General features: G+C 72.9%; 18 protein-coding genes and 3 pseudogenes. 10 read left to right on the top strand and 11 right to left on the bottom strand.

Going from position 1 to position 24,376, the window contains the following annotated elements:
* Positions 1–20: 20 nt before the first annotated feature.
* On the bottom strand, positions 21–929 hold the full coding sequence (locus JNW91_RS17380; protein ID WP_238425175.1) for an NAD(+)/NADH kinase: 909 nt from the start codon (positions 927–929) through the stop codon (positions 21–23).
* Positions 930–1,251: 322 nt separating this feature from the next.
* Between JNW91_RS17380 and JNW91_RS17375 the strand changes: the two genes are divergently transcribed.
* Together JNW91_RS17375 and JNW91_RS33340 are read left to right on the top strand one after the other, a co-directional pair.
* Positions 1,252–1,812 carry a DapH/DapD/GlmU-related protein gene (locus JNW91_RS17375; protein WP_203176501.1) on the top strand — a complete coding sequence of 187 codons (561 nt, stop codon included), beginning with the start codon at positions 1,252–1,254 and terminating at the stop codon, positions 1,810–1,812.
* Positions 1,812–2,510 carry an acyltransferase gene (locus JNW91_RS33340; protein WP_203176495.1) on the top strand — a complete coding sequence of 233 codons (699 nt, stop codon included), beginning with the start codon at positions 1,812–1,814 and terminating at the stop codon, positions 2,508–2,510. Before JNW91_RS17375 ends, JNW91_RS33340 begins: the two co-directional genes overlap by 1 nt.
* Positions 2,511–2,530: 20 nt before the next feature.
* On the opposite strand, the pseudogene JNW91_RS32415 reads toward JNW91_RS33340, so the two are convergent.
* A pseudogene (locus JNW91_RS32415) lies at positions 2,531–3,592 on the bottom strand (glycosyltransferase); the annotation flags it as partial.
* A 324-nt stretch (positions 3,593–3,916) separates the two neighbouring features.
* On the opposite strand from JNW91_RS32415, the gene JNW91_RS17365 reads away from it, so the two are divergent.
* The 3 genes from JNW91_RS17365 to JNW91_RS17355 all read left to right on the top strand — a co-directional run bounded on the left by JNW91_RS17365 (position 3,917) and on the right by JNW91_RS17355 (position 8,009).
* The gene (locus JNW91_RS17365) at positions 3,917–5,464 is read left to right on the top strand and encodes a lipopolysaccharide biosynthesis protein (protein WP_203176493.1); all 1,548 of its coding nucleotides are present in this window, start codon (positions 3,917–3,919) and stop codon (positions 5,462–5,464) included.
* A 187-nt stretch (positions 5,465–5,651) separates the two neighbouring features.
* Positions 5,652–6,728, top strand: a complete 1,077-nt coding sequence (locus tag JNW91_RS17360; protein ID WP_203176492.1) for a glycosyltransferase family 4 protein — start codon at positions 5,652–5,654, stop codon at positions 6,726–6,728.
* Positions 6,729–6,731: 3 nt separating this feature from the next.
* Entirely contained in the window at positions 6,732–8,009 is a 1,278-nt protein-coding gene (locus JNW91_RS17355; RefSeq protein WP_203176491.1) for a glycosyltransferase, read from the top strand.
* A gap of 6 nt (positions 8,010–8,015) precedes the next feature.
* Here the strand turns inward: JNW91_RS17355 and JNW91_RS17350 are convergent, their stop codons facing one another.
* A complete protein-coding gene (locus JNW91_RS17350) occupies positions 8,016–9,248 on the bottom strand; it encodes an O-antigen ligase family protein (RefSeq protein WP_203176490.1) in 1,233 nt (410 codons plus the stop codon).
* A gap of 238 nt (positions 9,249–9,486) precedes the next feature.
* Positions 9,487–10,722, bottom strand: coding sequence for a glycosyltransferase family 4 protein (locus JNW91_RS17345; RefSeq protein ID WP_203176489.1), 1,236 nt, complete (start codon positions 10,720–10,722; stop codon positions 9,487–9,489).
* Positions 10,723–10,925: 203 nt separating this feature from the next.
* Here JNW91_RS17345 and JNW91_RS17340 point away from each other — a divergent pair, with 203 nt between their 5' ends.
* The 4 genes from JNW91_RS17340 (at position 10,926) to wecB (ending at position 15,466) form a co-directional block, all read left to right on the top strand.
* Positions 10,926–11,870, top strand: coding sequence for an NAD-dependent epimerase/dehydratase family protein (locus JNW91_RS17340; protein WP_203176488.1), 945 nt, complete (start codon positions 10,926–10,928; stop codon positions 11,868–11,870).
* A 290-nt stretch (positions 11,871–12,160) separates the two neighbouring features.
* Positions 12,161–13,201, top strand: a complete 1,041-nt coding sequence (locus JNW91_RS17335) for a polysaccharide biosynthesis protein (protein WP_305070415.1) — start codon at positions 12,161–12,163, stop codon at positions 13,199–13,201.
* Entirely contained in the window at positions 13,195–14,319 is a 1,125-nt protein-coding gene (locus tag JNW91_RS17330) for a polysaccharide biosynthesis C-terminal domain-containing protein (protein ID WP_203176487.1), read from the top strand. The genes JNW91_RS17335 and JNW91_RS17330 overlap by 7 nt, the downstream gene beginning before the upstream one ends.
* Positions 14,320–14,341: 22 nt before the next feature.
* Positions 14,342–15,466, top strand: coding sequence for a non-hydrolyzing UDP-N-acetylglucosamine 2-epimerase (gene wecB, locus JNW91_RS17325; RefSeq protein ID WP_203176486.1), 1,125 nt, complete (start codon positions 14,342–14,344; stop codon positions 15,464–15,466).
* 61 nt (positions 15,467–15,527) lie between these two features.
* Here the strand turns inward: wecB and JNW91_RS17320 are convergent, their stop codons facing one another.
* From JNW91_RS17320 to JNW91_RS17305, 4 genes are read right to left on the bottom strand one after another with little or no spacing between them, the layout of a single operon-like run.
* Positions 15,528–16,739 (bottom strand): glycosyltransferase family 4 protein, encoded by a 1,212-nt coding sequence (locus tag JNW91_RS17320; protein ID WP_203176484.1) that lies wholly within the window; start codon positions 16,737–16,739, stop codon positions 15,528–15,530.
* Positions 16,736–17,383, bottom strand: a complete 648-nt coding sequence (locus JNW91_RS17315; protein WP_203176482.1) for an acetyltransferase — start codon at positions 17,381–17,383, stop codon at positions 16,736–16,738. Before JNW91_RS17315 ends, JNW91_RS17320 begins: the two co-directional genes overlap by 4 nt.
* Complete coding sequence (locus JNW91_RS17310) at positions 17,380–18,030, bottom strand: sugar transferase (protein ID WP_203176480.1); 651 nt, start codon at positions 18,028–18,030, stop codon at positions 17,380–17,382. The genes JNW91_RS17315 and JNW91_RS17310 overlap by 4 nt, the downstream gene beginning before the upstream one ends.
* Positions 18,027–19,160 carry a DegT/DnrJ/EryC1/StrS family aminotransferase gene (locus JNW91_RS17305; RefSeq protein ID WP_203176478.1) on the bottom strand — a complete coding sequence of 378 codons (1,134 nt, stop codon included), beginning with the start codon at positions 19,158–19,160 and terminating at the stop codon, positions 18,027–18,029. Before JNW91_RS17305 ends, JNW91_RS17310 begins: the two co-directional genes overlap by 4 nt.
* Positions 19,161–19,405: 245 nt before the next feature.
* Between JNW91_RS17305 and JNW91_RS17300 the strand changes: the two genes are divergently transcribed.
* Entirely contained in the window at positions 19,406–20,353 is a 948-nt protein-coding gene (locus JNW91_RS17300; RefSeq protein WP_203176476.1) for a DUF389 domain-containing protein, read from the top strand.
* Here the strand turns inward: JNW91_RS17300 and JNW91_RS17295 are convergent.
* From JNW91_RS17295 to JNW91_RS17285, 3 genes and pseudogenes are all read right to left on the bottom strand, one after another.
* Positions 20,283–20,750 carry a hypothetical protein gene (locus JNW91_RS17295; protein WP_203176474.1) on the bottom strand — a complete coding sequence of 156 codons (468 nt, stop codon included), beginning with the start codon at positions 20,748–20,750 and terminating at the stop codon, positions 20,283–20,285. The genes JNW91_RS17300 and JNW91_RS17295 overlap by 71 nt on opposite strands.
* Positions 20,751–20,773: 23 nt before the next feature.
* Positions 20,774–21,498 (bottom strand): annotated as a pseudogene (locus tag JNW91_RS17290) (aminoglycoside phosphotransferase family protein); the annotation flags it as partial.
* Between the two features lie 320 nt (positions 21,499–21,818).
* A pseudogene (locus tag JNW91_RS17285) lies at positions 21,819–24,334 on the bottom strand (Tex family protein).
* Positions 24,335–24,376 lie beyond the last annotated feature (42 nt).

The following is a 24,376-nucleotide window of genomic DNA, read 5'->3' as shown; positions in this document are numbered from 1 at the left end:
ACGGGGCGGAGGCGGGTGGGTTAGCAGGGTGGGGGGAGTTCTTCCTGGGTCTTGCGGAGGTCGTGGGGGAGTAGTTCGCGGAGCTGCTCCGGTAGGAACGGCAGGTCCAGCAGGCCCAACTTCAGCTGGTTGCGTTCCTGGTAGCGCAGCGGGTCCAAGCGGACCACCAGGCCGGCGTTGCGGCGGTAGCTGATGTCGACGGCACCCTCGGTCGCCGCGTCACGGAACACCCGGCCGTCCATCTCCACCACCACCGCCGACGAGTTGGCCTCCAGCTCCAGCCGGATCTTCTCCTCCGGGGAGAGCACCACCGAGCGGGAGATGCCGGCCATCGGCGCCGATGGCGTGATCACCACGGCGTCCGCCGCCGGGGAGATCAGCGGGCCGCCGGCGGCGTAGCTGTAGGCGGTGGAGCCGGTCGGCGTGCTGACCACCACCGCGTCGGCGCGGTAGTAGCCGTACTGCTGGCCGTCCACCGCCAGGGTGGCGGTGACGAAGCCGGAACCGGGTTGGCGGACCAGGGCGATGTCGTTGAACGCCACGACGTTGTCGCCGCACACGTCGCACGCCAGGCAGGCGTGCGACTCGATCGTGAAGTCCTTCGACAGCAACCGGCTCAACGCGTCGGGCAGCTCCGGCGGCTCGACCTCGACCAGGAAGCCGAGCCGGCCCAGGTGCACACCGAGCACCGGCTTCGGGTCGAGGACGGCGGAGCGCAGCGCACCCAGCATGGTGCCGTCACCGCCGATGCTGATCAACGCGTCGGCGCGGGAGGCCACCTCGTCGGCCGGCACGGGCTCGACGCTGGCCGGCACGCGGTGCTTGTCCTCGGCGCGCACCATCAGCGATTTGCGGTGGCGCGTCGCCCACCGTTCGATGATCCCGACCACCTCGGTGACATCCCGGGTGGGGTGCAGCACAAGACCCAGCCCCGACACCCGTACAGCTCATCACATCGGCGTTGGACCTGCCCGGCGTACCTCGGAAGCTGCGCCGGCGGTCCGCGGCCGGCGGCGCGCCTCGCGACCCTCCGGGCCGGGCGCGGCCGGTCAGGTGGGTCAGTTAGCGGGTGACCGTGTCGACAGGTCGATGGGAGCGAGGTCGCCGAGCGTGTCGGAGTGACCGCTTGCCGTGACGGTGGTACCGGTGGAATCCGGCCGGCGGGTCTTACGCCGTTCGGGCGCGTTGGACGGTCAGGGCGACTACCCTCGGGCTCCATAAATCACGACAAAGGCGTAATCGGTGGTGACGATGCTGGGCACGGTACGCGCGACATACGTGGCTCTGCGGGACCGACGGGCCGCCGCCCGGGATCCGGAGGGGTTCGCCCGATCCCTGGGTGTCGACCTGCGGGGCCGGGTCAGGTTCTACGGCATCGACCGGGCGATGTTCGGCTCCGAACCGTGGCTCGTCTCCCTCGGCGACAACGTCTACGTCACCGCCGGCGTGCAGTTCATCACCCACGACGGCGGCACGCTGATCCTCCGCAAGGAGGTGCCGGATCTGGAGTGGACCGCGCCGATCCGCGTCGGCGACGACGTCTACCTCGGCGTCCGCACGACCATTCTGCCCGGCGTGACGATCGGCAACCGGTGCGTGATCGGCGCCGGCTCGGTGGTGGCCCGCGACATCCCGGACAACAGCGTGGCCGCCGGTGTGCCGGCCCGGGTGATCCGTACCGTGGACGACTACCTCGACCGGATGAAGGCTCGGTCGCTGCGGTGCGGGCACCTGCCCGCGGCGGAGAAGGCGGCCGTGATCCGGCAGATCTACGGGGTGCCGGAGCAGGCCCGTGCCCGGATGGGGTCCTGATGCGGATCGCCGCGAACCGGCCCGGCGCGCTCCTCGGGTCGGTGGCCGGGGTCCTGGATCGTCTCCTGAGCACCGGCTCCCGGGTCCGGCGCGCCATCCGCGGCTACGCCCTGGCCGGCCGGTTCGCCGCCCGGGGTGACAACTTCGCCTTCGATCCCGACGGCGTCTACACCTGTCACACGATCGAGGTGGGGCGGAATGTCGACCTCGGGTACCAGCCGATCCTGATGGCGACCCGGTCCCGGATCCGGATCGGCGACAACGTCATGTTCGGTCCCGAGGTGACCATCCGCGGCGGCAACCACCGCATCGATCAGGTCGGCCTGCCGATGATCGCGGTGCGCAAACAGCCCGGTGACGACACCCAGGACCGGGGAGTGACCATCGGTGACGACGTCTGGGTGGGCACCCGGGCGGTCATCCTGCACGGGGTGACGATCGGACGCGGTGCGGTGATCGGGGCCGGCGCGGTGGTGACCCGCTCGGTGCCGCCCTACGCGGTGGCCGCCGGTAATCCCGCCCGGGTCGTCCGGCTGCGCTGGCCGGTGGAGACGATCCGGGCCCACGAGCGGCAGCTCTATCCGGCGGAGCGCCGGCTGACCGACGCCGAGCTCGCCGGCCTGGCCGATCTGCCGGTGCCCGGGCCGCGCCACGCCCCGCAGACGAAATCGCTGACCACCGGCGTCCAGGCCCGGTAGTCGAAGCAGTGGGCCCGCTCGCGGGCCGAGCGGCTCATCGCCCGCCAGTCCGCGTCGGTGAGCCGTAGCGCCCGTTCCAGGCCGCGCCGGACGTCGTCGGCCTCCGAGCCGTCGAGCACGACGCCCTCTCGGCCGTCCACGATGTAGCGCCTGAGGTCGCTGGTGTGGTTGAGCAGCACCGGGCAGCCGGCGGCCAGGCTCTCCGGCACCTTGGACGGGAAGCCCGCCTGCGCGTACCCGGCGGCCGGTCTCACCAGCACCGAGAAGTGCGCCCCGCGCAGTTCGGCGAGCACCCGGTCCCGGGGGATCCGCCCGAGGAAGCTGATCCGGTCGTCGAGGTCGAGCGACCCGGCCGTACCCAGGTCGGAGAGGCCGCCGGCCTGGTCCCGGCTGATCCCGGCGATCACCAGGTGTACCCGGGACCGCTCGGCGTCCGGGAGGCGGCGGATGCCCTCCAGCACCACGGCCAGCTGATCCTTCGGGCCGGCCGAACCGGCGTAGAGCAGCCGGAGCCCTTCGTCGAGCGGGGGCGGCGCCGGGTCCGTGTAGTCGGCGCAGTCCACCTGCGGCGGCACCAGCAGGGTTGGCCGGCCCCGACGGACGAAGTGTCTTTCCAGCGTCTCGGAGATGGCGATGATCTGGTCGGCCAGCCGTCCGGCCAGGAAGGTCGACCACCGGTGCCGGATGAAATAGGGCGCCAGGCGGCCCCGGGGGAACTGTGTCGGGTCGTGCCGCTCCAGCACGTCCACGGTCACCGGGCAGGAGACCGCCACCCGCAGCACCGCCCAGGTGATCAGGTTCCACAGGCCGAGTGGCAGGTACACCCCGCTCAGTTCGCGTCGCCGGATGCCCGCGCGGCGTAGCGCGGCCAGCACCCGCAGGGGGCGGGCGCGGAGGTACAGCCACCGGCCCAGGGCGCCGCCGCCGATGCGCCGAGGCGGCAGCGTGATCAGCCGTACGCCGGGCGGCAGGTCCGGCACGGCGGGCGGACGAGTCCCGTCCTCGGGCCAGTCGTTGACCACCAGGGTGACGCCTCCGGGCGGCGTGGCGGACCGGGCGAGTTGCAGCAGCCGGTTGGACATCGCGTCGCCGTGCGGGAACCGGTACGCGGCGAGCGCCATCAGCAGTGGCGTCGCTCCGATCCGGGTCGCGGGTGCCAGGCCGCTGATGGTGGTGGGCTCGCCCATGTTCGTTCCCTCCAGATTCCCAACCTTTTTGTGCCGGTATCGGGGGTTAAGCTTAGTTTCAGCATCACGTCGCTCGGGGCCGCCGTGCCGTGTCGGTTCGAGTACGCCCGACCAGCTTGTGTGAACTCTCGGTTTTGATCCCGTCACCGTCCGCAACAGGTTGCGAGTAATCGTCGTTGTAGGGGTGACTGGTCAACGGGGGCGCGGAGGCGACAGGGCATGACGACTGACCATCGGCGCGCCGGCGTGACCGGGCCGGCGTCGGCCCCTGCCGTGGTCGGCCCTGCGCCGGCCCGTGCCCCGACCGGCGCCTGGCCGGCACCCACTCCCGGCCCGGTGGGGGCGTGGTCGCCCTGGGGTGAGATGCCGGCCGTCGGGAAGCCCCGGGGCGGGGCGACCGACGCCGGGAAGTCCCGGAGCCGGGCGCTCGCCAGCGGCATCATCTCCTCGCTGGCCGGGAAGCTGGTCGGTCTGGCCGCGCCCTTGCTGATCACCCCGCTGGCGTTCCGGAGCCTCGGCGCCGAACGGTACGGACTCTGGATGGCGGTCACCTCACTGACCGGCATGGCACTCTTTGCCGACTTCGGGCTCGGCAACGGCCTGCTGACGCGGTTGGCCCGGCTGCACGGCACCGGCGAGCGTCGGGCGGCGAGCCGGGAGGTGTCGAGTGCGTACGCCATGCTCGGTGTGCTGGCCGTCCTGCTGCTGGCGGCCCTGCTCGCAACCCTGCGGTGGGTGCCGTGGCCGGAGTTGTTGAACGCCGCGGACCCGGCGGTGGCGGCCGACGCCCGCTCCGTGGTGCTGCTCTGCTTCGGCGCCTTCCTGGTCAACATGCCGTTGGCCCTGATCCAGCGGGTCCAGTACGCCCAGCAGCAGGTGGCCCAGAGCAACCTCTGGCAGGCCGGCGGCAGCCTCGTCTCGGTCGCCCTGGTCTACGCGGCGGTCAGCCGCGGGGCAGACGAGGTGCTGGTCATCGCCGCCGCCGTGCTCGCGGTACCGGTGGTCAACCTGGCCAACACCGTCTGCTACTTCGGCTGGCAGGGCCGGGAGCTGCGCCCGCGGCCCGGTCTGGTCGCGGTGCCGGCGGCCCGAGGTCTGCTCCGCCTGGGCGCGCGGTTCTTCCTGCTCTCCGTGCTCAGCTCGGTGGTGCTCAACCTCGACGGCTTCCTGATCGGCCGGGTGCTCGGGCTGCCCGCCGCGGCGGCGTACGCGGTGGTGCTGCGGGTGTTCGCCCTCCTGACACTCTTCGTCACGCTGGTGAACCTGCCGCTCTGGCCGGCCAACGGCGAGGCCCTGGCACGCGGTGACCTGACCTGGGTGCGGCGCACCACTCCCCGGATGGTGTGCCTGTCCGCCGTCGTGGTCGCCCTGCCCGGGGCGGCGCTGGTGCTCTTCGGCAACGACGTGCTGCGGCTCTGGGTGCGCTCGGCCGATCTCGCGCCGATCCCACGACCGCTGTTCGCCGCGCTCGCGGTCTGGTCGGTGCTGCTGGCCGCCGCGGCGCCGCTGTTCATGGTGCAGAACAGCGTCGGTCTGCTGCGGCCGCAGTTCGTCGGCTGGGCGGCCTGTCTGCTGCTGGCCGTACCCCTGAAGATCGTGCTGGCCGCCCGGGTGGGCCTGTCCGGGGTGGCGCTGGCCTCCGCCGCGACGTACGCGGTGACGGTGCTGCCGGCCGCGGTCGTCGGCTACCGCCGTGCGCTGGCCGACAGGAACCGGGCGCGCCACCGGGCACCCGGGCCGGGAAGCCGGCGGGCGGCCGCCTCGTGACCGGTTCCGGGCTTCGGCGTGTCGCCACTTTGCCACTTATGCCGGAGTTACCGTACGTGGTGCCGTCGGTACGTCGAGGCCGGATCGTCGCCGCCGTCGAGGCCGAGCCCCCGTCGATGTGGAGGGTCATGCAGCGTTCCGTCGTGCTCGACTCCTGGTGCCACCGCGCGCCGGTCGGGATCGCATCGTGAACCGGCCGGTGGTCGTGCAGCACTCGGCCGGCGTTCCCGGCGCCAACGGCCCGCTGACCGCGGTGCAGCGGGTGCTCGCCTCGCGCCTGACCGACCGGTACGAGTTCGTCCGCATGCACAGCAGCGCCGGCAACGGCGGCCTGAACGTGCCGCTGCTCCGGGAGTGGGTGCGGCTGCTGCGGCAGGTACGCCCCGACCTGGTCCACGTGCGAGGGTTGCAGAACGAGGGCTTCCACGGGGTGCTCGCCGCCCGCCTCGCCGGCTGTCCGCGGATCCTGGTCACCGTGCACGGCACGGTGCGCGACCTGCGTCAGCCCGGCCGGGCCTGGCGCCGTCGGCTGCTCGTCCACGGGGCCGAGCCCGCGACGCTGCGGCTGGCCAGCCACGTCGCCACCGTCTGCGAGTACGCCGCCGGTCGTGACTTCCTGCGCCACCTCGGCGGGAAGTTCGTCGGGGTGATTCCCAACGGGGTTCCGTTACCGGCGCAGGCGGGGGCGGGCCGGGACCGGGCCCGCGCCGGCCTGGGACTGCGCCCCGACGACGTGGCCATGATCGCGGTGGCCCGGCTGACCTGGGAGAAGGGCTTCGGTGTCCTCGCCGACGCGTTACGCCGGCTGCCGCCGTCCGCCGCCCGCCGGGTGCTGCTGGTCGCGGGCGACGGACCGGACCGCGCCGGGATCGCGGCGGCCCTGACCGACATCGGCGGGGTCGACGTCCGGCTGCTCGGCAACCGGCTCGACGTGCCGGACCTGCTCGCCGCGGCGGACCTCTTCGTCTTTCCGACGCTGCACGAGAACCTCTCCAACGCTCTGCTGGAGGCGATGGCGCACGGCCTGCCGGTGGTCGCGTCGGCGGTGGGCGGCAACGTGGAGGTGCTGCGCTCCGGCGGTGGCCGCCTGGTGCCGGCGGGCGACCCCGGCGCCCTGGCCACCGCGCTGGCGCCGCTGCTCGACGATCCCGGCGAGCGGCGCCACGTGGGGCAGTTGGGCCGCAAGGTGGTGGCCGACGGCTACAGCCTCGACGTCATGCTCGGCTCCCTCGACCGGGTCTACCAGCGGCTGATCGGGGAGTGAACGGTGCCCCAGGAACGCGGCCCGCGAGTCACCCTGCTGGGCTTCACCGTGCCCGACGACCTGCTCGTCGAGATCATGGCCCGGGACACCATCATGCCCACCCAGACCCACACCTTCGCGTGGGGTCTGGTCCGTAGTCTGCGTGCCGCCGGCTGTCCGGTGGACCTGCTCTCCGCGGCGCCGGTGTCGACGTGGCCGGGCAACCGCCAGGTCCGGTTCCGCGCCGGCCGGTTCCGGCAGGACGGCGTGGACGGGCAGCTCCTCCCGTTCGTGAACCTCCTTGGCCTCAAGCACCTCACCCGGTTCGGCGCCGCCTGGCGGGCGGGCGGGCGTGCGCTACGCGAGCGGGAGACCGATGTGCTGCTGATCCACGGCGTGCACTCGCCCTTCCTGTGGTTCGGCGCGCTGCGGGCCCGGAGCCTGGGCGTCCCGGTGGTCCCGGTGCTCACCGACCCGCCGGGTGTGGCGCTGCCCACCGACGGCCGTCTGGTCCGCCTGCTGCGCGGGCTCGACGTGGCGCTGGTCCGGGCCGCCCTGGCCCGTTGCTCCGGGGTGATCGCACTGACTTCCGCGCTCGCCGAGGACTTCGCGCCCGGCCGCCCCCGGCTGGTGATGGAGGGGATCTACTCGCCCGACCCGGCCGGCGACGTGCCGCAGGAGGCCGGGGCGACCCGGGACATCGTCTACGCCGGCGGGCTCAGTCGGGCCTACGGCGTCGACCGCCTGGTCGAGGCGTTCCGTGGCCTGCCTGGGGACGACCTGCGGTTGCTCACGTACGGCCGGGGAGAGCTGGCGGAGTGGCTGCGCGAGCAGTCCGCGGTGGACCGGCGCATCGCGGGGCCGGAGCTGCTGCCCCGACAGGAGTTGCTGCCCCGGCTCGCCCGGGCGAGCGTGCTGGTCAACCCGCGTCCGGTCGACCAGGGCTTCGTCCGATGGTCCTTCCCATCCAAGATCATCGAGTATCTGGGCACCGGCGTGCCGGTGGTGAGCACGCGGCTGCCGGGCATCCCCGCGGAGTACGCGCCCTGGCTGTCCTTCGCCGAGCCGGACACCGCGGAAGGGCTACGCGCGGCGATCGATCGGGTGCTGCACCTGTCGGCGGGCGAGGCGGCGGTGCTGGGAGCGGGTGGCGCCCGTTTCGTCCGGGAGACCCGGAACCCGGCCGTCCAGGGTGGCCGAATGCGCGCCTTCCTCGCCGGTCTGACCGGGCTCGGCGACCAACTCACCGATCCCGGCAGCCCGGCCGGTGCCGGAACCACGGTGCCGGATCGGGTGGGCTGACCCGGGCTATCGCCTGCCGGCCGAGGGCATGCCGGTCGACGCCGCGGTGGTCCGCGGCCGCAGACCGACAGGCCGCCGCTTGTCGACGGCGTTTCGCCGAAGGCGGTGGGCGGCGGTCCGGACGGGCAGCGCCACCGGCAGCCGGGACCAGACGGCGAGTACCAGCCAGGCCATCGGTGAGATCTCCCAGTGGCCGCTGAGCCAGATCGGCGTCCAGCCCACGACCAGCGCACCCACCAGCAGCCCGTGCAGCCGGCCCTGACCCGGTGCCGCGTCGCGGAGCAGGAAGCCGATCAGCGCCGCGAACAGCACGATTCCGATCAGGCCGAGGTCGTTGCCGAGGGTGAGCAGCAGCGAATGGGCACCCACCTCGTAGTACGGGTTGGTGCTCGGGAAGGCGCCCACGCCGATTCCGACCAGCGGCGATTCCCAGAACGACGCCTCGGCGATCGGCCAGACGGCCAGCCGTCCGGAGAGGTCGTCGAGCGGCCGGTTGAACAGGTTCTCCAGCCACTGTGGGTGGTACGTCGCCAGGTGCCCGAAGGGTATGACGGCCAGCATGGAGGCCGACGCGGGTACGGCGAGGATCCAGGTGCGCTCGGAGAACCGGCTGACGATCACGTAGGCCGCGACGGCGGCCAGGGCGATCAGGCTGGCCCGGGTGCCGGTCAGCATCGTCGCGTAGGTCAGCAGCGGCAGCAGCAGCCAGAGCACGACGCGGACGAGACGGTTGCCGGCCCGCACCGCCAGCAGCAGGACGGTGACCAGTGCTGCCGTGGCCAGGCAGTAGGCGGTGTAGTTGACGCCCACGCCGTCGAGGGAGGTGCGCAGCGCCGGGCCGGCGGCCGCCTCGTCCCTGGCCAGGATCAGCTGCACCGCAACCCATCCGGCGCCGCCGAGGAAGCATCCGGCGACCAGGAGCAGCCGGCGGCGGCTGGACAGCACGTGCCGTGCGGCGATCAGCAGCAGGGCGACCGTCCACCAGGCATGCACGGCGATCCGGCTGCTGTCGACGTCGCGGCTCCAGATCAGTGTGGCGCTCGCCCAGCAGCAGAGCAGCAGGGCCAGGTAGTCCGCCGGCCCGGTGCGGGGGATGCGCCCGCTGGTGAGCAGGGCGATGATGCCGATCCAGATCCCACCGGCGAACACCAGGGTGGGATTGACCGGGGCGAGTGCGGCGGCCAGGCAGATGGGCAGCACGCTCAGCCCCGCCAGGTTCCACCGCGGGGCCTCCGGCATCGGGGCCGGCATCCGGAGCGAACCGATCGGTGACGGGCCCCCGGGGGTGCCCGCCGACGGACGCGTCGGGCGCTCCATGGTGGAACGTGCTGCGCCGTGTGTCACGGGCTCCCCTCCTGCCGAGCGTGATCCGTCCGGCGCTCGCCGGACCATGCCGCAACGAGCCTAGGCGGGGTCTGGGGCATATTTCGGTTTTTCGCCCTATATGGAGGAAAGACGGTCTCTGTGGGGCCTGGCATCAGTGCCGGCCGTGGGCAGTGGCCTTGGCGAGCAGATCCTCGATCTGGTCCACCCCCACCCGCAACGACATCCGATCCAGGTAGAGCTGGCGGCCCTGTCGACCCATCGCCAGCCGCTCGTCGGTGGGCACCCGCGCGGCGGCGACGAACTGGTCGGCCAGTGCCCGCCAGTCGTCCGGCGGGCAGACCAACCCGGCCCCGCCCGCGGTGACCAGCCCGGCGGCGTCCCCGTCGGCCGACATCAACACGGGAACGCCGCAGGCCAGCGCGGCCTGCAACTTCGACGGCACCGTCCCGCGCAGCCAGGGCAGGTCGCGCAGCATGACCAACTGGTAGTCGGCGGCGGCGTACAACTCGGCCATCTCGGCGGCCGGGCGCTGGCCGAGGAACCGGACGTTGGCCGCGCCCAGCTCCGCGGCGAGCTGCCGGGCCTGCTCGGCACCCACGCCGGTGCCGACGAAGACCAGGTCCACCGCGTCCGGCACGGCCGCCGCCGCCCGGATCGCCACGTCGACGCCCTGCAACAAGCCCAGGTTGCCGGCGAACATCACCGTGGTGCGGCCCCGGTGACCGATCGCCGTCCGCCCCGCCTCGGTGGCCTCCAACGGCCGGAACAGCGCCTCGTCGGTCCAGTTGAAGACGGTGCGGACGGCACCCGGGTCGACACCACGCTCGATCACCTGCTCCGCCATCGCCGGCGCGATCACCGCGATCCCCGCGCAGGAGCGGTAGATCCGGCGCATCGTCGCCGCGAGGACCCCGTCCAACGCCCGCCCGGCGAGCCCCGACGGGGCCATCCCGGACGCCGTCACGGACTCCGGCCACAGGTCCTGCACGTGCAGCACCGTCGGAACGCCGCGCAACAGGCGCAGCAGCCCCGCGGCGGCGTACGAGGTGGGTGGCGGGTGGTAGACGTAGAGCGCGTCGGCGCCGCGCAGGTGACGCGGGGCGGCCAGGGTGCTGGTGGCGGCGAACGACAGGTAGCTCGCCGCGCGCCGCAGGCCGGAACGGTCGTGGCTCGGGTACGCCGGCACCCGCCGGACGGTCACCCCGCGGTCGGCGGCCCGGTGGTTCCAGCGTTGCCGCCAGCCCGGGTACGTCCGCCCGAGCGGCAGGCTCGGGAAGGTGGTCAGCACCCGTACCTCGTGCCCACGTCGGGCCAGTTCCGTGGCCAGCTGGCCCGGCACGAACGTGCTCTCCGGCGGGTACCACTGACTGATCAGTCCGATTCGCATCTCCGGCTCCCGTCGGCCTCTCCTCGACCACCAGGGCGAACAACGGACGGAAGGCAACGAAAGACACGCGGCGTACGGTCCGTTCCGCGTGACGTGCGGGTGCAGCGCTCGTTGTCCAACCGGTGGCCGCCACGCCGGCCGCCGCCACCGCGCCGACACCGCACCGTCGGTCGGCCGGGGGCCGAGTCGATCGGGGAGACGCCGTGAAGGTAGTGGTGACCGGGGGTGCCGGCTTCATCGGCGCCAATCTGGTGCGGGCCCTGGACGCGGCTCCCCAGGTGGCCGAGATCGTGGTCGTCGACGACCTGTCCACCGGGCTGCTGGACAACCTGGACGGCCAGCCGGTCCGCCTGCACCGGGGCACCGTGCTCGACCCGGACCTGCTGGACGAGGCGTTCGCCGGTGCGGCCAGCGTCGTGCACCTGGGCGCTCTCGGCTCCGTGCCGCGCTCCATCGACCGGCCGCTGCCCAGCCACCACGCCAACGCCACCGGGACGCTGATGGTGCTGGAGGCCGCCCGCCGGCACGGCGTGCAGCAGGTGATCCTCTCCTCGTCCTCGTCGGTCTACGGCGCCAACCCGGTGCTGCCCCGGCAGGAGGGGCTCCGCCCGATCCCGGTCTCCCCGTACGCGGTCTCCAAGCTGGCCGCCGAGGCGTACGCGGTCGCCTACGCCTCCTGCTACGACATGGGCGTGCTGCCGTTCCGCTTCTTCAACGTCTTCGGCCCGCGGCAGGCGGCGCACCACGCGTACGCCGCCGTGCTGCCCCGGTTCGTCACCGCCGCGCTCGCCGGCGAGCCGCTGCGGGTGCACGGCGACGGCCGGCAGACCCGCGACTTCACCTTCGTCGGCAGCGTCACCTCGGTGATCGTCGACGCCATCGTCCGCCGGGTGTCGACCACCGACGTGGTGAACCTGGCCTTCGGGGCGCGGGTCTCGCTGCTCGACATGATCGCCGAGCTGGAGGACATCATGGGCCGGCCGTTGCCGGTGGTGCATGAGGCGCCGCGCCCGGGCGACGTGCGGGACTCGCAGGCCGACTGCACCCGGCTGCGCGAGCTGTTCCCGTCGGTGCGACCGGTGCCGCTGCGCACCGGCCTCGAGCAGACCGTGTCCTGGATGTCCGGTCGTGTGCTCGCCGGTCAGTAGGGGGCGTCGCCGGGGACCGGAGGGGCGGCGCCTGTATCGGCTGACCGGACGGGAATTGCCGCATTCTGCTACAAAGCCGGGACGTCTGTCCTGGACTTTGCACCTCCTATGACGAATTCGTGGTGTTTGAGTCTTACACGTATCTGCTGTTCAAAGCACTCGTTGACCCGGTTGCCGAACCCGGCGGAGGTCCAGCCTGACCGCCGGCGTCGGCGCCCCGGCAGCGCGCCGCGCTCGGTCAGGGGCTGGCGGGTGGATGCCGCCCGTCGGGTGACGAATCGGGAGAACCAATGAGTGTGATGACCGCGGGTCGCCGGGTGCTGATCACCGGCGGGACCGGATCCTTCGGACAGACCATGGCCCGGCGACTGCTCGACCGGGACGTCGCCGAGGTGCGGATCCTCAGCCGGGACGAGGCCAAGCAGGATGCCATGCGACGTTCCATCGGCGACGAGCGCATGCGCTACCACGTCGGGGACGTCCGCGACATGGACACCGTGCTGCGCGCCACCCGGGGCGTCGACTTCGTCTTCCACGCGGCGGCGCTCAAGCAGGTGCCGTCCTGCGAGTTCTTCCCCCTGGAGGCGGTGCGCACCAACATCCTCGGCAGCGGCAACGTGATCGAGGCCGCCGCCCAGAACGGCGTCAGCTCGGTGGTGGCGCTCAGCACCGACAAGGCCGTCTACCCGGTGAGCGCCATGGGCATGACCAAGGCTCTGATGGAGAAGGTCGCCCAGGCGTACGCGAGGAACAACCCGAACAGCGCCACGACCGTCTCCTGCGTCCGGTACGGCAACGTGATGTACTCGCGCGGCTCGGTGATCCCGCTCTTCATCGAGCAGATCAAGGCTGGCCGGGCGCCCACCGTGACCGAACCCGCCATGACCCGGTTCGTGATGTCGCTGGCCGACTCGGTCGACCTGGTCGAGCACGCCTTCCACCACGCCCGCCCCGGCGACGTGTTCATCCGCAAGGCCGCCGCCTGCACCATCAGCGACCTCGCCGAGGCGGTCTGCCAGCTCTTCGACGTGCCGTTCAAGCTGGAGGTCATCGGCGTCCGGCACAGCGAGAAGTGGCACGAGACGCTCGCGAGCCGGGAGGAGTTGGCCCAGGCCGACGACTTCGGTGACTTCTTCCGGGTGCCGCTGGACGCGCGGGACCTCAACTACGCGCTCTACGTCTCCGAGGGCGAGCTGGGTGAGGTGACCCGCGAGGACTTCAACTCGGCCAACGCCACCCGGCTCGGCGTACCCGAGGTGGTGGAGCTGCTCAGGACGCTGCCGGAGATCCGGGCGGAGCTGGCGCTGCGTGATCCGGTGCTGGCGTGCTGAGCCTCGCCGTCACCGGCGCCAGCGGTTTCCTCGGCTGGCACGTGCGGGTGCTGCTGCGCGCGCTCGGCTGGCCCGAGCCGACCGTGCTGACCCGCGCCGACCTCGCCGACCCGGCGGTGGTCGCCCGCAGGATCGCCGGAGTGGACCGGGTGCTGCACCTCGCCGGGGTCAACCGCGGTGAACCCGCCGACGTGGCCGCCGGCAACGTCCAGCTCGCCGCCCAGCTCGCCAACGGCCTGCGGGACTGCCCGGACCCGCCCATCGGAGTGGTCTTCGCCAACTCGGTGCAGGCGGGCAACGGCACCCCGTACGGCGACGCGAAGGCCACCGCCGCCGGCATCCTCGCCGACACCGGCGTGCCGCTGGACGACCTGCTGCTGCCCAACCTGTACGGCGAGCACGGCCGGCCCTGGTACAACTCGGCGGTCGCCACCTTCTGCCGCGTGCTCGCCGGGGGCGGCCAGCCGGAGGTGCACGCCGACCGGGAGATGGACCTGGTGCACGTCACCGACGCGGCGGCCCGGCTGGCCGGCGTCGCGGCGGGCAGCTCCTGGGACCCGGCGATGCCGGCGCTGCGGATCGGGGTCCGTGACCTCGCCGAGCAGCTCGCCTCGTACGCGCGCATCTACCGCACGGGTGAGATCCCGCCGCTGCGCGACCGGCACGACGTGCGGCTGTTCAACACCTACCGGTCGCACTGCTTCCCGGCGCACTATCCGCTCGCCCTGCCCACCCGGGCCGACGCCCGCGGGGCGCTGGTCGAGACGGTGAAGGCGCACGGGGGAGCGGGGCAGACCTTCTGCTCCACCACCCGGCCGGGGATCACCCGGGGCGAGCACTTCCACCTGGCCAAGGTGGAACGTTTCGTGGTGCTGCGCGGCACCGCCGAGATCAGCCTGCGCCGGATCGGCGACACCGAGGTCGTCCGGTTCCCGGTCAGCGGCGACGAGCCGGTGGTGATCGACATGCCGACCATGTGGGCGCACAACATCACCAACACCGGTTCGGACGAGCTGCTCACCCTCTTCTGGACCAACGAGCTGTTCGACCCGGAACGGCCCGACACCTGGCCGGAGCCGGTCGGTGACGAGCGCCGGGTGCCGGCCGGCGTCCGGTGAGTGACCTGCGGAGGGAGACCACATGACCCGGGTGATGACGGTCGTCGGCACCCGTCCCGAGATCATCCGACTGTCCCGGGTGCTCAGCCGGCTCGACGACACCGTGGACCACGTGCTGGTGCACACCGGACAGAACTGGGACACCAGCCTCTCCGACGTGTTCTTCACCGAGCTGCGGCTGCGGCAGCCCGACCGGTTTCTCCGCGTCGACACCTCGTCGCTGGGCCGGGTACTCGGCGGGGTCCTCGTCGGCATGGAGGCGGCCATCGCCGAGGTGCGGCCGGACGCGCTGCTCGTCCTCGGTGACACCAACAGTTGCATCGCGGCGCTGATGGCCCGTCGGATGCGGGTGCCGGTCTACCACATGGAGGCCGGCAACCGCTGCTTCGACCTGAACGTGCCGGAGGAGACGAACCGGCGGCTGGTCGACCACGTCGCCGACTTCAACCTGGTCTACACCGAACACGCCCGACGCAACCTGCTCGCCGAGGGCCTGCACCCGCGCCGGATCCTGCACACCGGCTCGCCGATGCGGGAGGTGCTGGAGCACTACCGGGCACCGATCGCCAGCTCCACCATCCTGCGTCAGCTGGAACTCGACCGGGGCGGATACTTCCTGGTCAGCGCACACCGGGAGGAGAACGTCGACCGGCCCGACCGGCTCCAGCGGCTGCTGGACTGCCTGGTCGCGGTCCGCGACCGGTGGGGCCTGCCGGTGCTGGTCTCCACCCACCCGCGCACCCGTAAGCGGTTGGAGGCGCTGGCCCCGGACGCCACCGCGCTGGACGGCATCGCCTTCCACGAGCCGTTCGGCCTGCTCGACTACGTGCACCTGGAGAGCAGGGCGTACTGCACGCTGTCGGACAGCGGGACGATCAGCGAGGAGGCGGCCATCCTCGGCTTCCCCGCGGTGACCCTGCGCGAGTCGATCGAACGCCCCGAGGCGCTCGACGCCGGCGGGATCATCATGACCGGCCTCGACCCGCGGGGTGTGGTCGAGGCCGTCGAGGTGACGGTGGCGCAGGTCGCCGCGCAGGGGGTGCCCTGCCCGGTCGACTACCAGGTGCCGGACACCTCCCGGCGGGTGGTCGACTTCATCCTCTCCACCGTGCGCCGGCACCACGACTGGGCCGGCATCCGGCACTGAGGCGCCGTCGCGGGCGGTCGGTGGTCCGGCGGGACCGGCCACCGGCCGCCCACCGTCGTGCTCAGCGCCGGCGGGCCGCCACGTCCTCCACGATGTCCGCAACCTCTGCCGCCGCCCGCAGATCGTCGAAGGACGCCAGCACGTGTTGGCGGGCCAACCGGCCGCGCAGCGTGAGCGTGCCGTTGACCCAGCCGCGGTACGCCGTTTCGAGCGCGTCCACCAGGGCCGTCGGATCCGCCGGTGGGACGACCCAGCCGGAGCGCTCGGTGACCGCCTCCGGCAGACCACCGGCCGCGCTGACGATGCTCGGCACGCCCATCGAGCCGGCCTCCACCGCCGCGCCGGGGCTGTCGCAGAGCGACGGCGAGACGCTGACGTCGGCAGCGGCGTAGCAGGGCCGCACGTCCGGGACCGACTCCACCCACGTCACCGCCGGGTCATCCGCCACGCCGAAGCGCTCGCCGAGTTGTCGCCGGTAACTCTCCCCGGCCGCCGTCCAACCGCCGCCGACCAGCAGCAGGTGTGCGTCCGGATGCCGACGGTGGAACGTCCGCCACGCGGCCAGCAGCACGTCGTGCCCCTTCACCCCCCGCCCCGAGTGCACCAGCCGCTTGGGCGGGTAGACGTAGGAGACCATCACCGCCAGGAACGCGCCCTGGTCGATGCCCAGCTCGGCGCGGAGCTTCGCCCGCTGGTCCGGGCGGGTGGCGTCCGGGCTGAACGCGTCGGTGTCCACCCCGTACACCGCGACCGGGCGCCGCTGCGGTGGGCAACCCAGCTCGCCGTAGCGGGCGGAGGCGTACCGGCAGCCGCAGATCACCACGTCGTCCAGCCGCCACATCAACCGCTCCACCGACCGGACCAGCCGGGACTCCAGGTACGCCGGACCGGCCACCATGTGCACCCGGCGCACCGGCAGTCCCAGGGTGGCCAGCCGCACCGCGTACGCCGAGGCGATGAGGTGGTACTGCACCACGTCGGGGCGCAGCCGGCGAAGCAGCGCGCGTAGCCGCAGCAGCCCGATCGGCACGTACCGACCCATCGTGAAGTCGAACGGCGACGCGAGCACCTCGAAACCACGGTGCTCCAACTCGTCGGTCAGGCGCCCGGCCCCGCGCGGCAGCACGACGGTCACCTCGTGCCCCCGGTGTCGAAGTTCCTCGACCTGGGGCAGTAACCACATCCCGCCGGCGTTGGTCTTGACCAGCACGGCGATGCGCAGCCGGCGGACCCCGAGCGGGTGACCCGGGCCGGGGCCGCCGAGGGCGCTCACCGGGCCGGGACTCCCTTGACCACCGCGCCGGCCGGCACGTCCCGAACCACGCAGGCCCCCGCACCGACGATCGCGTCGGCACCCACCCGCAGTTTCTGCAGCACCACCGCTCCGGCCCCGATCAGCACGCCGTCGCCCAACCGGCAGTCACCGGACACCGCACCCAGCGGGTTGACCGAGACGTGGTCACCCAGCTCGCAGTCGTGCGCCACCACGCTGTTCTGGTTGAGGTGCACGTGCCGGCCGAACGTGACGTTGGTGGTGACCCGCGCACCGGGAAACGCGATCAGACCCTCGCCGTAGACCGCGTCCGAGCCGATGGTGGCATCCGGGTGCACCAGCACCGCCGCCGGCAGCCCGTACGCCGACAGTCGCCGGTCCACCGCCCGGCGGGCGGCCGGGTCCCCGACGCCGAGCGCCAGGTACGTACCGGCGGGCTGCTCGGCGAGGCGAGCGGTGCTGCCCAGGTAGGGCACCTCCAGGCGCTGCACCCGCTTCAGGTTCGCCTCGCTGGGCCGGTCGTCGACGAAGCCGCGCACCCGCCACACCGGAGCGCCCGGGGCGGCGGCGTTCACGGCCCGGACGATGCCGAGCACCTCACGGCCGTGCCCGCCGCAGCCGACGATGACGATGCCCAGGCTCACCGGCGGGCCTCCGCCGGCCCGCTGCCGGCGGTGGCCAGCTCGGCGGGACCGAGGTACTCGTGGGCGGTGGCCGCGCCGGCCGCGGTGATCCCCTCCCGGAGCAGCACGGTGCGTACCGTGCGGAGCAGGATCCGCAGGTCCAGGCCGAGCGAGCGGTTCCGCACGTACCGCACGTCCAGGTCGAAGCGCTCCTCCCAGCTCAGCGCGTTGCGCCCGTACACCTGCTGGAGGCCGGTGATGCCGGGGCGGACCTCATGGCGGCGGAACTGCTCCGGGGTGTACCGCGTCAGGTACGCCGGCAGCAGGGGGCGCGGCCCGATCAGGCTCATCTCGCCGCGCAGCACGTTCCACAGCTGGGGTAGCTCGTCGAGGCTGGTGGTCCGCAGCCACCGGCCGAACGGGGTGAGCCGGGCGCCGTCGTTGGCCGGCGCGCCGTCCTCGCCGCCCACGGTCATCGAGCGGAACTTGACCAGCTCGAACAGCCGCCCGTGCCGACCCGGACGGGCCTGCCGGAACAGCACCGGCCGACCCATGGTGACCAGCACCGCCAGCGCGACCGCGGTGAGCACCGGGGTCGCCACGAGCAGACCGATGACGGCCACGAGCACGTCCAGCACGCGCTTGACCGTGTCGTAGGGGCGGCTCATCCGCGCCCGTCCAGGAACTCGGTGATCGCGGCGAAGACGCGGTCCACCTGCTCGTCGGTGAGAGCGGAGCCGCTGGGCAGGGACAGGCTGGTGGCGAAGAGCTGGTCGGCGGCGCCGGTGAGGGCGACCTGCCGGTCGGCGTACACCGGTTGGCGGTGCATCGGCTTCCACATCGGGCGGGTCTCCACGCCGCGGGCGGCCAGGTGCTCGGCGAGTTCGCCGGCTCGCCAGCCGGTCCGCTCCGGTTCGACGGTCACCGAGGTCAGCCAGCAGTTCGAGCCGGAATCACCGGCGCCGAGGATCCGGGTGCCCGGCACGGTGGCGAAGAGCTGGGCGTACCGGTCCCGCAGGGCCCGTCGCCGGGCGATCATCGTGTCCAGCCGGGTGAGCTGGGCCCGGCCGAGCGCGGCCAGCAACGTGCTGAGGCGGTAGTTGTAGCCGACGTCGCGGTGCTCGTAGTGCGACACCGGCTCGCGGGCCTGGGTTGCCAGGTGCCGGGCTCGGGCGACCAGCGCCGGGTCGTCGGAGACCACCATCCCGCCGCCCGTGGTGGTCATCACCTTGTTGTGGCTGAACGAGTAGATCCCGATCCGACCGAACGTGCCGGCGCAGCGGCCACGGTAGGTGGAGCCGAGCGCCTGCGCCGCGTCCTCCACGACCGGGATGCCGGTGGCCGCGCAGAGCGGCAGCAGCCGGTCGTAGTCGGCGCACCGGCCGTTGATGTCCACGGTCAGTACGGCGGCGACTCGCCGGCCGGCTTCGGCGAGCCGACCGAGCAGGTCGGAGAGCAGGTCGACGTCGAGGTTGCCGGTGGATGCGTCACAGTCCACGAAGACCGGTTCGGCGCCGGTGTAGGCGACGGCGTTGGCGCTGGCGGCGAACGTGAGCGTGGGCACCACCACCACGGTGCCCGGCCCGGCGCCGACGGTGAGCAGTGCCAGGTGCAGGGCGGCCGTGCCGGAGGAGAGCCCCAGCGCGTAGTCGACGCCCACCCGTGCGGCGACCTCCCGCTCGAACGCCCGCAGATCGGCCCCGTCGGGATCGAAGCGGCCGGCGCGGATGGCGCGCACCAGGTAGGACTCCTCCAACTCGCCGATGTCGGGTGGCGAGAGATAGACCGGGTCGGTCACAGCCGGGCCGCGCTGCGCGGCGCCACGGGCGGACGGTGGTGGATCAGGTCCACGGACGGCGCCTCCGATCGGACGTGACAAAAGACCACAATGGTTGTATCAGGGTGTTTGGCGGCGGGTGAGCTGTTTCGCCGATCCTGCGCCGAATCGGCCAGAACCGTCCCCTGGGCTCGCGCCCGCCACCGGACGCTGCCGCTAGAGTGCTGCCGGCCGCGCCCGCGTGCCGCGTACAACAGGGAGAACGAGTGCTGCACCTGAGGGTGATCGCCCCGGCGGACAGATCTGCGGAGGTCGTCGACCTGTTGTCCGCGGAGGCGGGAGTGACCCACCTGGCCGTGCTGCCCGGCGCGGCCCGACAGCCGCAGGGCGACCTCATCCTCTGCGACGTGGTGCGGGAGAGCGCCGACGGCGTCCTGCGGGGCCTGCAACAACTCGGCGTGGAGGCGGGCGGCGGTATCGCCGCCGACGACGTCGAGTTGACCATCTCCGCGTCGGCCGACCGGGCGGCGGAGCGGGCGCCCGGTAGTGGCGCCGACGCGGTGGTCTGGGACGAGATCGCGGCGAAGACGGGCGAGCAGACCGAACTGTCCGGCACCTACCTCGTGCTGATCGTGGTGGCCACGATGATCGCCGGTATCGGTGTGCTGCTGGACCAGCCGATCCTCATCGTCGGGGCGATGGTGGTCGGCCCGGAGTTCGGCCCGCTCGCCGCGCTCTGCGTGGCGCTGCTGCGCCGCCGGCTCGACGTGATCGGACGGTCGGTGCAGGCCCTCACCGTCGGCTTCCTGGCGGCCATGGTCGCGACCGTGCTGAGCACCTGGGCGCTGACGGCGGCCGGCCTGGTCAGCGAGGAGATGCTGCGCGCCGACCGGCCGCTCACCAGCTTCATCTGGCGGCCCGACGCGCTGTCCTGGGTGGTCGGCCTGCTCGCCGGCGTGGCCGGCATGCTGTCCCTGACGTCGAAGAAGTCGGGCAGCCTGGTCGGGGTGCTGATCTCGGTGACCACGGTGCCGGCCGCGGCGAACGTGGCCGTGGCCGCCGCCTACGGGGTGTGGGACGAGGCGGGCGGCTCCGCGCTCCAGCTGGTGATCAACGTGTGTGCGATCGTCCTCGCCGGGCTGCTCACGCTCCTGGTGCAGCAGGCCTGGTGGTGGAACCTGGCCCGTCGGGCCCGTCGTCCAGCAGCCGGGTGAGCAGAGTACGCAACGGGATCGACTCGCCGTCGCGGCCACCCGCCCCGACGACCAGCGGCGCGGGGCTGGGCTGCGGATCGACGCCGAACAGCAGGGCCCGCAGACCGCCCGGCACGGTCAGCAGATGGAACCGGCCGTCCACGTCCACCGCGCGGGTCTCGGCCCGGTCGACGTACCAGCCGGTCAGTCGGGTGCGGTAGCGCCCGCGCCCGTCGTAGCCACGCGCGACCAGCCGGCTGGTGGGCAACCCCCGCCGGGTCGCCTCGGCCACGAACCAGGCCACCAACTCCGCCGCCTGCGCCTGCTCGGCTGCCCGCCGCCGGGCGTCCGCGTCGGCGTGCGCCCGCACCGCCTGCCGCTGCCGCTCCCGCCACTCCCGGCCGTCGCCCTCAACCACGAGCCGACGGTACGCGACCCGACTCAGTCGAGCACGGCCCGCAGGGTGTGCCGGGCGATCCCGGCCATCACCGGGTTGGTCTCGACGTAGTACGGCAGCGCGTTGATCGCCTGCTCCAGGGCCCAGCCGCGTCCCCGCTCCCACGTCGCGTCGTCCACGCCCAACGCCCGCCGGTACGTCTCCCGCGGCCCGGCGTCGAGCAGGTTCCACGCCGGCATCAGGTCCACCGCCGGGTCGCCCACACCGACCGCGCCCAGGTCGATGACCGCGGCCAGCCGCCCGTCGCGGACCAGCAGGTTGCCCGGCATCAGGTCGGCGTGGATCCACACGTCACCGGCGTCGTACCGGGGCGCGTCCCGGCACCGGTCCCACACCTCGGCGAGTCGGGCGGTGTCGGTCAGCTCGCCGCTGACGGCGAGGGCAGCCCGCACAGCAGAGTCCTGGTCGGCCAGTGGCCCGCCCCGACCGGCTCCCGACCAGCAGCGCCCGCCGTGTCGATGCCGCGCAGGGCGACCACGACACCGGCCAGGTCACGGGCGAAGACGTCCGGATCGCCGACCCGGCCGGTCCGGGCCGTCTCGCCGGGGATGAACCGGTACGCCGCCCACGGCCCCGGGTACCCGTCGCCGGGCTCCCCGAGGCCGAGCGGTTCGGGCACCGCGACCGGCAGGTGCGCGGCGAGCAGCCGGGCGTGCTCCTGCTCCCGCCGAAGCTCGTCGCGCAGCTCGGGACGGGCCGAGGGGCGCAGCGGAAACCGCAACACGTACTCCGTGCCGAGCCGGAACAGGGCGTTCACCGTGCCGGCCGAGGCGAGTGGGCGGACCGGCAGGCCCCGCCAGCGGGGAAACTGCTCGGCCACCAGCGCGGCGACCACGTCCGCGCTCACGTCCATCTGGTCGGCATGCATCCGCACCGCGAGATCATCACCCAGAATCCCACCGCCGGGCCATCCGATTTTCCGTGCGCCGGGTCGAGACGTGATCAACACGACTTCACCGATGTCGGGGTATCCCACAGTCCTGGATACCCCGACATCCGCGATACCGCAGCGCTGATCCTCAGCAGCGATCAGGCCAGTCCGGCGCGCCGCAGGGCCTCCGCCATCGCGTCGTTCGCCGGTGCGCTCTGCCGCTGCTGCGCCGCCGCGCCCGCCCTGCTGTCCGCCACGACCACCCTGCTGTCCGCCGCGCGGGGCCGGTCCGCCACGACCACCCTGCGGGCCGCGCTGCGCCGGGCCGCCGCGCCCCTCCTGGTCGCTGCGGCCACCACCGTTGGCGGTGCCCGGCTCGTCCTCCAGGCGCAGGGTCAACGAGATCCGCTTACGGGGTACGTCCACGTCGAGCACCCGGACCTTGACCACGTCGCCGGACTTCACCACCTCGCGAGGGTCCTTCACGAAGGTCCGGGACATCGCCGAGACGTGCACCAGACCGTCCTGGTGCACACCGACGTCCACGAACGCCCCGAACGCGGCCACGTTGGTGACCACGCCCTCCAACACCATGCCGGGCGTCAGGTCGCCGATCTTCTCCACCCCCTCGACGAAGGTGGCGGTGCGGAACTCCGGCCGGGGGTCCCGACCCGGCTTCTCCAACTCGGCGAGGATGTCGGTGACGGTGGGCAGGCCGAACCGGTCGTCGACGAAGTCGGTCGCCCGCAGCCCGCGCAGGATCGCGCTCCTGCCGATCACCGAGCGCAGGTCCTGGCCGGTGCTGGCGAGGATGCGACGCACCACCGGGTACGCCTCGGGGTGCACGCTGGAGGAGTCCAACGGGTCGTCCCCGTCCGGGATGCGCAGGAAGCCGGCGCACTGCTCGAACGCCTTCGGGCCGAGCCGCGCCACCTTCTTCAGCTCCGAGCGGGACCGGAACGGCCCGTTCGCGTCGCGGTGCAGCACGATGTTCTCGGCCAGCCCCGCGCCGATACCGGAGACGCGGGTCAGCAGCGGCGCGGAGGCGGTGTTGACGTCCACGCCGACCGCGTTGACGCAGTCCTCCACCACCGCGTCCAGCGAACGGGACAGCTTCACCTCGGACAGGTCGTGCTGGTACTGCCCGACCCCGATCGACCGAGGGTCGATCTTGACCAGCTCGGCGAGCGGATCCTGGAGGCGGCGGGCGATGGAGACCGCGCCGCGCAGCGACACGTCCATCCCGGGCAGCTCCTGCGAGGCGTACGCGGACGCGGAGTAGACCGACGCGCCGGCCTCGGAGACCACCACCTTGGTCAGGTTGAGCTGCGGATGCCGCTTGATCAGGTCGCCGGCAAGCTTGTCGGTCTCCCGGGAGGCGGTGCCGTTGCCGATCGCGATCAGCTCCACGCCGTGGGCACCGGCCAGCCGGGCGAGGGTCTCGACCGACGCGTCCCACTGCCGGCGCGGCTCGTGCGGGTAGATCGTGTCGGTGGCGACCACCTTGCCGGTGGCGTCCACCACGGCCACCTTGACGCCGGTCCGCAGACCCGGGTCCAGTCCCATCGTCGGCCGGGTGCCGGCCGGCGCGGCGAGCAGCAGGTCGCGCAGGTTGGTGGCGAACACCCGCACCGCCTCCTCCTCGGCCGCCTGCCACAGCCGCATCCGCAGGTCCGCGCCCAGGTGGATGAGGATCCGGGTACGCCAGGCCCAGCGGACCGTGTCGGCCAGCCACCGGTCGGCCGGGCGACCCGCGTCGGACACCCCGAACCGGCCGGCGATGGCCGCCTCGTACCGGCTCGGACCGGTCGGTACGGCGTCCGCCTCGCCGGCCTCCTCCGGTTCCATGGTCAGGTCGAGCACGCCCTCCTTCTCGCCCCGGAACATCGCCAGGATCCGGTGCGAGGGCAGCTTCGGGTACGGCTCGGAGAAGTCGAAGTAGTCGGAGAACTTGGCCCCGGCCGTCTCCTGACCCTCGCGTACCCGGGACACCAGACGGCCCCGCGACCACATCTGCTCGCGCAGCGTGCCAATCAGGTCGGCGTCCTCGGCGAAGGTCTCGATCAGGATCGCACGGGCGCCCTCCAGCGCGGCGGCGGCGTCGGCGACGCCCTTCTCCGCGTCGACGAACCCGGCGGCCGTGGCCCGTGGGTCCTGGGTGGGATCCGCCAGCAGCGTCTCGGCCAGCGGGGCGAGACCGGCCTCCCGGGCGATCTGCGCCCGGGTCCGCCGCTTCGGCTTGTACGGCAGGTAGATGTCCTCCAGCCGGGACTTCGAGTCGGCGGCCATGATCTGCGCTTCCAGGGCCTCGTCCAGCTTGCCCTGGCCGCGGATCGACTCCAGCACGGCAAGCCGCCGCTCGTCCAGCTCCCGCAGGTAGCGCAGCCGCTCCTCCAGGGTGCGCAGCTGGGTGTCGTCGAGCAGGCCGGTGGCCTCCTTGCGGTAGCGGGCGATGAACGGCACGGTGGCGCCGCCGTCGAGCAGCTCCACGGCCGCCCGCACCTGACGCTCGGCCACGCCGAGCTCGTCGGCGATCCGCTGATGAACAGACTGGGTCACGATCTCGATCCGCCTTCGGAAGCTGGGTACCGCCTGCATTGTGCCGGGCGTCCCGAGCGGCGGGCAGGTCACCGAGGCGTACGGCCTCGTCGGCGGCATGACACCCGACTAACATTCATCGGCCGGCGACCCGCTCGCCGTCGCTGGCCTGGCCGCC

This window comes from Micromonospora parastrephiae (genome assembly GCF_016802865.1).
Taxonomy (GTDB): Bacteria; Actinomycetota; Actinomycetes; order Mycobacteriales; family Micromonosporaceae; genus Micromonospora; species Micromonospora parastrephiae.
Note: the sequence above shows the minus strand (reverse complement) of the source record. Positions and strands in the feature narration are given on the sequence as shown.

Coding starts and splice junctions, on each gene's coding strand:
- JNW91_RS17375 (WP_203176501.1), top strand. CDS start 1,252: ATGCTGGGCACGGTACGCGCGACATACGTGGCTCTGCGGGACCGACGG.
- JNW91_RS33340 (WP_203176495.1), top strand. CDS start 1,812: ATGCGGATCGCCGCGAACCGGCCCGGCGCGCTCCTCGGGTCGGTGGCC.
- JNW91_RS17365 (WP_203176493.1), top strand. CDS start 3,917: ATGACGACTGACCATCGGCGCGCCGGCGTGACCGGGCCGGCGTCGGCC.
- JNW91_RS17350 (WP_203176490.1), bottom strand. CDS start 9,248: ATGCCGGAGGCCCCGCGGTGGAACCTGGCGGGGCTGAGCGTGCTGCCC.
- JNW91_RS17345 (WP_203176489.1), bottom strand. CDS start 10,722: ATGCGAATCGGACTGATCAGTCAGTGGTACCCGCCGGAGAGCACGTTC.
- JNW91_RS17335 (WP_305070415.1), top strand. CDS start 12,161: ATGAGTGTGATGACCGCGGGTCGCCGGGTGCTGATCACCGGCGGGACC.
- wecB (WP_203176486.1), top strand. CDS start 14,342: ATGACCCGGGTGATGACGGTCGTCGGCACCCGTCCCGAGATCATCCGA.
- JNW91_RS17310 (WP_203176480.1), bottom strand. CDS start 18,030: ATGAGCCGCCCCTACGACACGGTCAAGCGCGTGCTGGACGTGCTCGTG.